Source organism: Bacillota bacterium, assembly GCA_030019365.1.
Lineage (GTDB): Bacteria > Bacillota > Sulfobacillia > JACIYH01 > JACIYH01 > JACIYH01.
The window spans coordinates 34694-46578 of record JASEFA010000011.1 but is presented as its reverse complement, the minus strand read 5'-3'; the positions used below and the strand labels follow the sequence as shown (position 1 = coordinate 46578).

General features: G+C 68.3%; 9 protein-coding genes. All 9 read left to right on the top strand.

From position 1 onward, the window contains the following. Positions 1 to 22: 22 nt before the first annotated feature. The 9 genes from dnaN to QME70_12360 all read left to right on the top strand — a co-directional run bounded on the left by dnaN (position 23) and on the right by QME70_12360 (position 11709). Complete coding sequence (gene dnaN, locus QME70_12400) at positions 23 to 1126, top strand: DNA polymerase III subunit beta (GenBank protein ID MDI6895368.1); 1104 nt, start codon at positions 23 to 25, stop codon at positions 1124 to 1126. A gap of 42 nt (positions 1127 to 1168) precedes the next feature. After that, positions 1169 to 1411: an RNA-binding S4 domain-containing protein gene (locus tag QME70_12395; protein ID MDI6895367.1), complete on the top strand. Its 243-nt coding sequence runs from the start codon at positions 1169 to 1171 to the stop codon at positions 1409 to 1411. Beyond that, positions 1375 to 2604, top strand: a complete 1230-nt coding sequence (locus QME70_12390; GenBank protein MDI6895366.1) for a DNA replication/repair protein RecF — start codon at positions 1375 to 1377, stop codon at positions 2602 to 2604. The genes QME70_12395 and QME70_12390 overlap by 37 nt, the downstream gene beginning before the upstream one ends. Further along, positions 2586 to 3569 (top strand): DUF721 domain-containing protein, encoded by a 984-nt coding sequence (locus QME70_12385; protein ID MDI6895365.1) that lies wholly within the window; start codon positions 2586 to 2588, stop codon positions 3567 to 3569. Before QME70_12390 ends, QME70_12385 begins: the two co-directional genes overlap by 19 nt. A 12-nt stretch (positions 3570 to 3581) precedes the next feature. Beyond that, a complete protein-coding gene (locus QME70_12380; protein ID MDI6895364.1) occupies positions 3582 to 3857 on the top strand; it encodes a DUF370 domain-containing protein in 276 nt (91 codons plus the stop codon). Then, on the top strand, positions 3841 to 5790 hold the full coding sequence (gyrB, locus tag QME70_12375; GenBank protein MDI6895363.1) for a DNA topoisomerase (ATP-hydrolyzing) subunit B: 1950 nt from the start codon (positions 3841 to 3843) through the stop codon (positions 5788 to 5790). Before QME70_12380 ends, gyrB begins: the two co-directional genes overlap by 17 nt. A gap of 87 nt (positions 5791 to 5877) precedes the next feature. After that, the gene (gene gyrA / locus QME70_12370; GenBank protein MDI6895362.1) at positions 5878 to 8307 is read left to right on the top strand and encodes a DNA gyrase subunit A; all 2430 of its coding nucleotides are present in this window, start codon (positions 5878 to 5880) and stop codon (positions 8305 to 8307) included. A 29-nt stretch (positions 8308 to 8336) separates the two neighbouring features. Next, positions 8337 to 8768, top strand: a complete 432-nt coding sequence (locus tag QME70_12365) for an archease (protein MDI6895361.1) — start codon at positions 8337 to 8339, stop codon at positions 8766 to 8768. A gap of 28 nt (positions 8769 to 8796) precedes the next feature. Next, positions 8797 to 11709, top strand: coding sequence for an intein-containing RctB family protein (locus QME70_12360; protein MDI6895360.1), 2913 nt, complete (start codon positions 8797 to 8799; stop codon positions 11707 to 11709). The last annotated feature ends 176 nt before the right edge of the window (positions 11710 to 11885 follow it).

The following is an 11885-nucleotide window of genomic DNA, read 5'->3' as shown; positions in this document are numbered from 1 at the left end:
CTAACCCCAGGGAGGCAAGAACATGCGCCTCACCATCAGACCCTCCGAACTCGCAACAGCGCTGTCCGTGGCCGGCCACGCCGTGCCCGGGCGCACCACCGTGCCCATCCTGTCGTCCGTTCTCCTGCAGGCGCAGGAAGATGGCACCCTGTCGGTCATCACCACCGACCTCGACATGGCCATGCGCATCTCCCTCGCCGCCGTTGTCGAAGAGGCGGGCAACGCCGTTCTCCCTTACCGCTACTTCTTCGACATCGTTCGCCACATCACGGAGCCAGAACTCGCCCTGCAGACAGATCCCGCGTCTTTCGTGGCCACCGTGCTGTCGGGCCGCGGGCGTTACGAGATCAACGGCTACGACCCCTCCTCTTACCCCGAGTTGCCCCCAACTCCTGGGGATGCCGGCGTGAGGGTGCCCGACGACCAGATCAGGGTCTGGTGCCGGCAGACGGTGTTCGCGGCGGCCCAGGACATGTCGCGTCCTGCCCTCACGGGAGTGTTGTGGGAAGCGGGGAGCGATGTCCTTCGGCTGGTGGCCACCGACGGTACCAGGCTGGCTTACCGGGAGGTGGACGCGATCACCCTGTCCGAAGGGCGGACCAGCATGGTGGTCCCGGCTCGGGCCATGCAGCAACTCCTGCGTATGCCCGGCGGCGAACGAGAGCTGACCGTCCGGGTGGGTCCAAGCCATGTCTGGCTCGAATGGCGGGCGGCAGTGCTGGTGTGCCGCCTGCTGGCCAGCCCCTACCCCGACTACCGGCAGGTGATGCCGAGGCAGTATATATGCCAGGTGCGCATGGATCGCGCCGCCTTTCGTGGAGCCTGCGAGCGGACCGCCCTCCTTTCCCGGGATGGCTTTCCTGTCGTCAGGCTCCAGATAGGGGAGGGGCGTGTCCTGGTGGCGGCCAGCTCTCCTGCCGTGGGACGGGCGGAGGAGGAAGTGGAGGCACAGATAGACGGGAAACCCCTCGAGGTCGCCTTCAACGCCAACCTCCTTTTGGACGGCGTCGAGGCCCTGGAGGGAGAGCAGATGCTCTTCGCGGCCTCCGGGACCCAGTCGGTGTGCCTGGTGCGGGAGGCCGATTCGACCCAGTACGGTTACTACGTGCTGCCCTTGCGGCAGTGAGGGAAGTGTCGTGGGTGAAGGCCGGTACAAGGGGGAAGCGCCGTGGGTGAAGGCGGGCGGCAGGTACCCATACTGACACCGACCATTGCGCTGGATAGCTTCCTCAAGTGGTGCGGGGCCGCCCCGACCGGGGGGCAGGCCAAGCTCCTGGTGCGGGGAGGTCAGGTCCTGGTCAACGACCGGGTGGAGACCAGGAGATCGCGCCTGCTGGCCCCCGGCGATCTCGTGGAAGTGAAGGGACGGGGGAGGTGGCGGGTGGGATCCCCCCAGGGGCAGTGCAGGTAACCCGGCTCTTCCTGTCCTCTTTTCGCAACTTCGCGGCCCTGGAACTCCAGCCCGGGCCGGGCATCAACATCTTTTACGGAGCCAATGGTGCAGGCAAGACCAACCTGCTGGAAGCCCTGTACTTCCTTTCGGCCGGGCGCTCCCACCGCACCCCTCACGATGCCGACCTCCTCACCAGGGGAGGCGCTGAGTTCATCATCCGCGCGGACCTCCGGGGGACGGTGGCCCCCTGGCTGAGGGCTACGTATCAGCCCCAACGCGGCTGTGTCATCAGCACCCCCGAGGCGGCCGCGCCAGCCCGCACCGCGGCGCTGATCCTGCCCCTGGTGCTCTTTGCTCCGGAAGACCTGGAACTTGCTTCCGGGCAGCCAGCCCTCAGGCGTCGGTTCCTGGATCAGGTGGCGGGGCAGGTGCAGCCCGCCTACCAGAAGGTCCTGGGTCGCTATGCCAGGGCGCTGGAACAGCGCAACGAGCTTCTGAGGGAGGCACAGGCCCGGCACCTGCGGGGGGAGTTGCTGGAGGCCTGGGACGAGGAGATGGGAGAGCTGGCCGGCCAACTCTGGAGCGCGCGCAGCCAGGTGCTCGACGCCCTCAACCCCCTCCTGGAGCGGTGCTACCGCGATCTGGCCGAAGGCGCTGCCGCCATGGCCTGGGTGCCCGCCCTGACGGAGATGCCGGACTCTGCCGGGTCCGCCGACCCCGTAGTGTGGGAGCGCTCCCTGCGCCAGGAACTGGCCAGGCGGCGCCGCGAGGAGATCAGGTACGGGGTCACCCTGGCCGGCCCCCACCGCGATTCCGTCTGGTTCACGGTGGACGGCCGCGAGGTCCGCCAGTACGGCTCGAGGGGCGAGCAGCGGTCCGTGGCCCTGGCTGCCCGCCTGGCCCAGTTTGCCCTGCTTCGCCAGAGGGTGGGGGGCGAACCCGTGCTGCTCCTGGACGACGTCTTCGCCGAACTGGACCAAAGGCGCCAGCAGTCCCTGACTGCTGGGCTCCCCGCATCGACCCAGGTGTTCCTTACTTGTGTGGCCCCGGATCGCCTTCCCTCGTGGCCGGGCAGGGTCGCCCATTACTTCCGGGTGGCGGAGGGGCAGGTGTCAGCGCGGGGGGAGGACGAAGTCCCACCCGGGCGCAGTTTGGATGGCGACCTCCCAGGCAGGGATGGAGGCGGTGATCCGTGGCCAGACGCGGTGTAGAGCAACTGGGAGTGACTCTGGAACGCACCCTGAAACGCATGGGTCTTTTCCGGGGCGTGCGCGAGCGGATGGCCCTGGTGGTGTGGGCGGAGGTAGTGGGCGCTCCGGCGGCCCGCAACACCCGTCCCGTACTGGCCCGGCGGGGGCTACTGCTGGTCAGCGTATCCAGCTCCACCTGGGCCCAGGAACTGTCCCTCATGCGCATTCAGCTAATGGCCAGGCTGAACGCCCGGCTGGGTGACGAGGTCATCCGGGAGATCCGTTTTGCTGTGGACCCGACCCTGGGCGGTTCCCGCCGGGCCGGGCAGGGTGAAGCGAGAAACACCGCCGGACAGGGGTGCAGAAGCGCCGACGCCGAGCCGGCGGTATTGGGGGCGGGGTGGGAGGAGGAGGGGCAGGCCCTGGAGGCCGCCCTCGGAGGTGACGCCGTCAGGCGGTGGTTGCTGGTGCGGGCCGCGGCGGCCCGGCGCCGGCAGGAACTGGAGGCCCGGGGGTGGAAACGTTGCCCCCTGTGCGGGCTGCTGGCCGACCCGGGAGAGAGCCGCAGCGAGTCTGGCAGCGACCTGAGTGGGGAGGGGATTCCGTTCCTGTGCGGTACCTGCCAGAGAGGCGGAGCCGGGCCCCGGGTGCAGCAAGCCGCCCGGGTCCTCCACGCCTCCCCGTGGATGTCAGAACAGGACCTGGGCACGAAGCTCCCCGGTTTACGCGCGGCGGAGATAAGGGTGGCACGTGCTGCGGCCGCAGCTTCGATGCGCAGCGATTTGCGGCAGGAGGCGGCCGGGCTCCTGGCTGCCGGTGGGCAGGCCGACTGGACGCGCTGGCGGGCACGGGCGCAGGAACTGGTTCTGCTCGCGGCCGGCCTGCCTCCGGCCGGTATCAGCGAAGAAGAGATGAAGAGAGCCCTGGGCGATCTGTTTCCCGTGTGGGCTGCGAGCCGACCCACGCATCGGCAAAACATAAGGTAGGGGTGATTGCCGGTGTACCTGTACCTGGGCGGGGACCAGATGCTGTTGCTGGACGAGGTGCTGGCCATCCTGCGCGCCGACCTCGCCCGAGACGGGCCGACTCGCGAAATGGTACAATCTCTGCGGGCCCGAGGTAAGCTCGTGCTCCTGCCGGGAGGGCCGCCGCGGTCGCTGGTGCTGACGGCAACCGGGGCATATCTGAGCCCGCTATCGACCATGTCTGTGCTCCGGCGGGTGCGGGCATGGTTTGGGCACCGGGGGGAAGATGCCTTTGGACGAGCGGAATGATCGCCGGGACGGACGCCATCACGGCAGCGACTACGATGCCGAGCAGATCCAGGTCCTGGAGGGGCTGGAGCCGGTCCGCCGCCGGCCGGGAATGTACATCGGCTCCACGGGGCCCCGCGGCCTCCATCACCTGGTCAACGAAGTGGTCGACAACAGCGTGGACGAGGCCCTGGCCGGGTATTGCGACCGCATTGACGTGGTCATTCACCGGGACAACTCGGTGAGCGTAACTGACAACGGCCGCGGCATCCCGGTGGGCATCCACCCCCAGATCGGGAGACCGGCGGTGGAGGTGGCCCTCACGCGCCTCCACGCGGGAGCGAAGTTCGAGAGTAAGAGCTACCGCGTGTCGGGAGGGCTGCACGGGGTGGGCGTCTCCGTGGTCAACGCCCTGTCGGAATGGATGGAGGTGGAGGTCAGGATCGAGGGCGGTGTCTTCCGTCAGAGATACGCCCGCGGCGTGCCCGTCACCGAGGTGGAGAGGCTGGGTGACACCGACCAGACCGGGACCAGGGTCAGCTTCAAGCCGGACCCGCAGATCTTCGAGGAGACCGAATTCAACTACGACATCATTGCCCAGCGGCTGCGGGAACTCGCTTACCTGAACGCAGGGCTTAAGATCACGCTGCAGGACGAGCGCTCAGGCCAGAGCGACGTCTTCCATGCCGAGGGAGGCCTCATTTCCTTCCTGGAGTTCGTGAACCGGGGAAGGGAGCCAGTGCATCCTGACCCCATCCATGTGCGCGCCCGGCGCGACGGCACGGAGGTGGAAGCGGCCCTGCAGTGGACCGATTCCTTCCTGGACAGTGTGTACTCCTTCGCCAACACCATCCGCACCACCGAGGGCGGCACCCATGAGACCGGGCTGAAAGCGGCCCTCACGCGGGTGATGAACGAATACGTGCGCCGGCAGGGTCTGCTCAAGGAGCAGGAGGAAAACCTGGCGGGCGAGGACGTGCGTGAGGGCCTCACCGCCATCCTCTCGGTGAAGCTCCCCGACCCCCAGTTCGAGGGGCAGACCAAGACGAAGCTGGGCAACACCGCCGTGCGGAGCACGGTGGAAGCGGTGATCGCCGAGGCACTGGCGGAATTCCTGGAGAGAAACGGCGGCGTCGCCCGCAAGATCGCCGACAAGGCGGTCACCGCCTCCCGGGCGAGGGAAGCTGCCCGCAAGGCACGCGAGCTGGTGCGGCGCAAGGGCGCCCTGGATGTGGCCTCCCTGCCCGGCAAGCTCACCGATTGCCAGAGTCGCGATCCCCAGGAGAGCGAGCTGTTCATCGTGGAAGGGGACTCGGCCGGAGGCAACGCCAAGCAGGGACGCGACCGTGCCTTCCAGGCCATCCTGCCGCTGTCAGGCAAGATCCTGAACGTGGAGAAGGCGCGGCTGGACCGCATCCTGAACCACGAGGAGATCAGGGCCATCATCACCGCCATCGGCTCCGGCATCGGGGAGGAGTTCGAGCCCCGGCGCATGCGGTACCGGCGCATCATCATCATGACCGACGCCGACGTGGACGGGGCCCACATCCGCACCCTCCTGCTGACCTTCTTCTACCGCTACATGCGCCCCGCCATCGAGGAGGGCTGCGTGTACGTGGCCCAGCCGCCCCTCTACCGCATCGTCCCCCGCAAGGGGAAGCGGGAAGCCCGCTACGCGTACAGCGATGCGGAGCGGGACCGTATCCTGGGCCGCCTGGGAGGACCGGGGGAAGCCGATATCACCCGCTACAAGGGGCTGGGCGAAATGAATGCCGAGCAGCTGTGGGAGACCACCATGGACCCCGCAACCAGGACGCTCCTGCAGGTCACCCTGGAGGACGCCATCCAGGCCGACCGCATCTTCACCATCCTGATGGGCGAGAAGGTGGAACCCCGCCGGGAGTTCATCCGGGCCAACGCCCACCTGGTGCGTAACCTGGACACTATCGGCTGACCCTTACGCGCCCCGGGACGGTGCGGCGAAGGCACCCCGGCAGAATCGTAACCGGCCAGGACCGTTGGCGTGATAGGAGTGAGACCTTTGGCGGCAGTGGGCAAAGTGATCCCCATCCCCATCGAAGACGAGATGCAGCGCTCCTACATCGACTACTCCATGAGCGTCATCGTGAGCCGGGCGCTGCCCGATGTGCGCGATGGGCTCAAGCCCGCGCAGCGCCGCATCCTGTGGGCCATGTACGAGATGGGGCTGGAGCCAGGCAAGCCCTACAAGAAGTGCGCCCGGGTGGTGGGCGAGGTGCTGGGGAAGTACCACCCCCACGGCGACCAGCCCGTGTACGAGACCCTGGTGCGCATGGCCCAGGATTTTGCCGCCCGCTACCCCCTGGTGGACGGGCAGGGGAACTACGGCAGCGTGGACGGCGATCCTCCGGCGGCCATGCGGTACACAGAGGCCCGCCTTACCCCGCTGGCCATGGAGATGCTGGCCGACATCCAGAAGGAAACCGTCGACTTCGGCGACAACTTCGACGGCGAGTACCGGGAGCCCCTGGTGCTGCCGGCGCGTTCCCCCAACCTGCTGGTGAACGGCTCCGCGGGGATCGCGGTGGGCATGGCCACCAACATCCCGCCCCACAACCTGGGTGAGGTCATCGACGGGGTGCTGGCCATGATCGAGCGCCCCGACATCACCAGCGAAGAGTTGATGGAGCACATCCCCGGCCCGGACTTTCCCACGGGGGCCCTCATCCTGGGCACCGACGGTATCCGGGAGGCGTATACCACCGGCCGCGGGCTCATCACCATGCGCGCCCAGGTGAAGGTGGAAAGCGCTGCCGGCGGGCGGGTGCGGCTGGTGGTGACCGAGCTGCCCTACCAGGTGAACAAGGCCCGCCTGGTGGAGAAGATCGCCGAGCTGGTGCGCGAGAGGGAAATCGAGGGGATCGTGGACCTGCGCGACGAGACCGACCGCCAGGGGATGCGCGTGGTGATCGAGTTGCGCCGCGACGCCTCCCCCCAGGTGATCCTCAACCGGCTCTATCGCCGCACCTCCCTCCAGCAGAGCCTGGGCGTGATCATGCTGGCCCTGGTCAACGGCATCCCCGAGGTCCTCACCCTGCGGGACATGGTGCGCCACTACCTGGACCACCAGAGAGAGGTGGTGGTCCGGCGCACCCGGCACGACCTGGCCCGGGCCGAAGCCAGGGCCCACATCCTGGAGGGATTGCGCATCGCCCTGGCCCACCTGGACGAGGTCATCCGCCTGATCCGGAGCTCCCCCACGGTCGAGAAGGCCCGCAGCGGCCTCATGCAGAAGTTCGGTCTCACCGAGAAGCAGGCCGATGCCATCCTGGATATGCGGCTGCAGCGATTGGTGGCCCTGGAACGGAACAAGATAGAGGAGGAGTACCAGGGCCTGCTCAAGGACATCGAGTACTACCGGGCGGTGCTGGCGGACGAGGCCATGGTGTACCGCATCATCCGCAAGGAGCTCCTGGATGTGAAGGAGCGCCACGCCGACCCCCGCCGCACCCGCATCGTGCCGGTCCCCGACGAGCCCACCCTGGAGGAACTGGTGCCCGATCAGGAAGTGGTGATCACCCTCACCCGGGACGGTTACATCAAGCGCCAGCCCCTGGAGGCCTACCGCAGCCAGCGCCGCGGGGGCAGGGGCGTGATCGGCACCGCCACGCGGGAGGATGACTCCGTGGGAGCCCTCACGGTGGCGTCCACCCTGGATCACCTGCTCCTCTTCACCAACCGGGGGCGCATGTACCGGGTGCGCGTGCACGAGGTGCCGGAGGGGAGCCGCACCGCTAAGGGGCAACTGGTGTCGGCCCTGTGCGGCGTGGCCGCGGATGAGGAGGTGGCGTCTCTGATCCCGGTGCGGGAGTTCACCGACGACCGCTTCCTGTTCTTCGCCACCCGTCGGGGTCTGGTCAAGAAGACCGCGCTGAGTGAGTTTGCCACCGCCCGTCGCACGGGCATGTGGGCCCTGCAACTGGAGGAGGAGGACGAGCTGGTGGGTGTGCGCCTGACGGGCGGGGAAGACGAGATCTTCCTGGCCACCCGGCAGGGCCAGCTGCTCCGCTTCCCCGAGACGGACGTCCGCCCCATGGGTCGCATGGCCCGGGGCGTCACCGGCATCAGGCTGGAGGGAGAGGACCGGGTGGTGTCCCTGGCGGCGTACCGCAAGGGGGCTTCCCTGCTGGTGGTGAACGCCCGTGGCATGGGTAAGAGGGTTCCCCTGGAGGAGTTCAGCGTCCACCACCGCGGGGGCAAGGGCGTGCGGGCGGTACGGGTGGGCCGCCGCAACGGTCCCGTGGTCGGTATCCGCATGGCGGGGCCCCGCGACCAGGCCCTGCTCATGTCCGCCCACGGCATCGTCATTCGGGTGAAGATGGATGACATCCCCCTGCAGGGGCGCGAGGCGCAGGGGGTGGCCGTGATGCGGCTGGAGGAGGGCGACGAGGTGGCGGCCCTCGCCCTCATCGACGGCGACGTGGCCTCCTGACATCGGGCCGCTGACCGCCGGGAGAAGAGATGGCGGGCAGGTGGAGGCTGATCCCCCATACGGCGGATCTGGCCCTGGCGGTGACCGGGGAGGACCTGCAGGAGGTCCTGCGGGCCGCCGCCCTGGGTCTATGGTCGGTGTCCTGGGACGTCCGGCGGGTGTGCCCCGCACAGGCCTGGGAGATCACTGCGGACGGGAGGGACGCCGAGGCCCTGCTGGTGAACTTCCTCAACGAGTTGATCTTCCACCACGAAACGGGTAAAGTGGTCTGGAGGGAACTGGAACACCTGGCCGTGGAGGAAGGGCCGGGGGGCGGGCTGAGGATGCGGGCGGTGGCGAAAGGAGAGCCGCTCGGGCCGCAACACCACCTGCGCCGGGAGGTGAAGGCCGCCACCCTGCATGGCCTTCGTGTCGCCCGCAGGGGTGGGCGGCTCTCGGCGCAGGTCGTCTTCGACCTCTGAGCATGCGGATGGGGAGGGGTGGATAGCGGTGAGCAGGCGATGGGAAGGTCCCCTCGAGCGCATCGATCCTTACCGGTGGCGCATACCCACTTCCTACCGCGGGTTCATGCGCGTCCCCGGTATCATCTACGCCGCAGAAGACATGCTCGGCGAGATCAAGGAAGACCAGGCGCCCGAGCAGGTGGCCAACGTGGCCGCCCTGCCCGGGATCGTGGGCGCCTCCCTGGCCATGCCCGACATCCACTGGGGTTACGGCTTCCCGATCGGCGGGGTGGCCGCCACCACCCTGGAGGGGGGCGTGATCTCCCCCGGCGGAATAGGCTTCGACATCAACTGCCTGGCCGGGGAAGCGCGCGTGCTGCACGAGTTCGGCTATCATCGCCCTATCGCCGAGTTCGACGGGCACTGGACGGGGGAGCGCATCCGGTGCGTGAATCCTCACACCGAGGTCAGGGACACCCCCATTGCCGCCTACCTGACCCAGTACCCGCCGCGGGCCCCCGTGTACCGGGTGACGACGGAATCGGGACGGGAGCTCGCCGCCACCGCCGACCATCCCTTCCTGACCCGGCGGGGCATGGTGCCCCTGGGAGAGCTGGCGGCGGGCGATGTCGTCTCGGTGTATCCCTTCGAGGGGGTACCTTTCGAAGAACCGGCCGACGAGGTGCTGGTATCGGAGGCGGACCTGCGGGCGGCCTACCCCGGGCCGGCTACCGGGCTGCAGCAGGTGGTGCGGGTGCTCGGCGAGCGGGGTCTCCTGCCGCTACGCATGGACGACCCGCGCCTGCCTTATCTGGTCAAGCTGGTCGGGTTCGTCCAGGGCGCCGGGAGCCTCCACTTATTGAGGCCCGGAGGCGCCCTGGTGGCATTCTGCGGGCAGCCCGAGGACCTGGAGAGCATCCGCGAAGACGTAAGGCGCCTGGGCTTCGTCCCGTCCGGCATTTACGGGCGCCGCCGCTCGCACCATATAGAGACCGGGTACGGGACGGTCTGCTTCGAGCGCACCGAGTCGCGGGTCCAGTGCGGGTCCTCGGCGCTGGCGCTCTTACTCAGGTGCCTGGGCGCCACCGACGGGGATAGGATGACCCACGGGGTGTCGGTACCCGCCTGGTTACACCGGGCTCCCCTCTGGATGAAGCGTCTCTTCCTGGCCTCCCTGTTCGGTGCCGAACTGACGGCTCCGCGGGCCGTCACGGGCCACCCGTACAACCTGGAGGCTCCCGTACTCTGCGCAAACGTGCTGCGCGACCACCTTGCAGAGGGTCGTCGCTACCTAGCGGAGTTGCGGACATTGCTCGAGCAACTCGGGGTTGCCAGCGCCATCCGCAAAGAGGCGGGCGAGTACGTGCGCAAGGACGGGCAGGTGTCGGTGAGGCTCCGGCTGCAGATCTCCGGCAAGCCCGAGAACCTCTTTGCCTTCTGGACCCGGGTCGGATTCGAGTACAACCGCCACAAGCAGTACCTTGCCAACGTGGCCGCACACTATCTCCGTCTGAAACTCCTGGTGCTGGAGCATCGCCGGGACAGCATCGACCGCGCCCGAGAACTGAGGCGCTCCGGGGCTTCAAGGTCCCTGTGGGAGGGCCGGAAGGGGCCTGTGCGCATGGGCACCGGGTTCGTCGCGTTCCCCTCGTTCGTGCGCGAGAGGACGGAGGGCCTGGGGACGACCGGCCAGGTTTGGGACCGGATCATCCGAAAGGAACCCATCTCCTGGTATCACCCCGTCTACGATTTCACGGTGAGCGATACCCATCACAACTTCATCGCCAGCGGGTTCGTGGTTTCCAACTGCGGGGTGCGCATCCTGCGCACCAACCTGCGGGAGGAGGATGTGCGGCCGCGCCTCAAGGAACTGGTGGACCAGCTCTTCCGGGACATCCCCGCCGGGCTGGGTTCGGAGGGGAGGCTGACCGTCAAGGGTGCGGATCTCGACGGGGTGCTGGTGCGGGGCGCCGCCTGGGCGGTGGAGAAAGGTTACGGACGCCCGGAAGACCTGGACTTCATCGAGGAGCGGGGCAGCCTGGCTGGGGCCGATCCCGGTCGGGTGAGCGGGCGCGCCAAGCAGCGGGGCGCCCCCCAGTTGGGCACCCTGGGCTCGGGCAACCACTTCCTGGAGATCTCCGTGATGGACGAGGTCTTCGATGAACCGGTGGCCCGCGCCTTCGGCCTGCACCAGGGACAGGTGGTGGTCCAGGTACACACCGGCTCCCGCGGCCTGGGGCACCAGGTGTGTACGGACTACCTGGTGGTGATGGACCAGGCCCTCTCCAAATACGACATCAAGGTGCCCGACCGCCAGCTGGCCTGCGCGCCCCTGGATTCCCGCGAGGGCCGGGACTACTTCGCCGCCATGGCGGCGGCGGCCAACTTCGCCTGGGCCAACCGGCAGATCCTGGCCCATTGGGTGCGGGAGTCCATGGCCCGCTTCTTCCGCAAGCGACCGGAGGATCTGGACCTTTCGCTCCTTTACGACCAGACCCACAACATCGCCAAGTTCGAGGAGCACGAGATGGGCGGGCGGCGGACACGGGTGTGCGTGCACCGCAAGGGGGCCTCCCGCGCCTTTGCCGCCGGCCATGCCGGCCTGCCTCCCGTGTACCGGGCCGTGGGCCAGCCCGTGCTGGTCCCCGGCGACATGGGCAGGGCGTCCTACGTCCTGGTGGGGCGGCCTGGCGCCATGGCCGAGACCTTTGGCAGTGCCTCTCACGGTGCCGGCCGGGTGATGTCGCGCGCCCAGGCCAAGAAAGGCACGCGGGGGTCTGCGCTCAAGAAGGAACTTCTCGAGAAGGGGATCGTGGTGCGGGGCGCTTCCGACGCCGGCCTGGCGGAGGAGGCTCCCGAGGCGTACAAGGACGTCTCCCGGGTGGTCGAGGTGATGCACCGCGCCGGCCTGGCGGCCAAGGTGGTGCGCATGCGCCCCGTCGGCGTCATCAAGGGCTGACGTGACGACGGGCCTCCTGCAGAGGCTTCTCAACACGACGGGAGTGGGACCGGGCCAAGACGTCCTGACATCGGGTTCCGGGATGCCACCGGGCTTGAGTTGTACGCGTGGCGCAAGTGTGGTACAATCGGCGCCAACAGGCGAGGATGGGGAGCAGTAGCCGTGGCTGGGCCCCC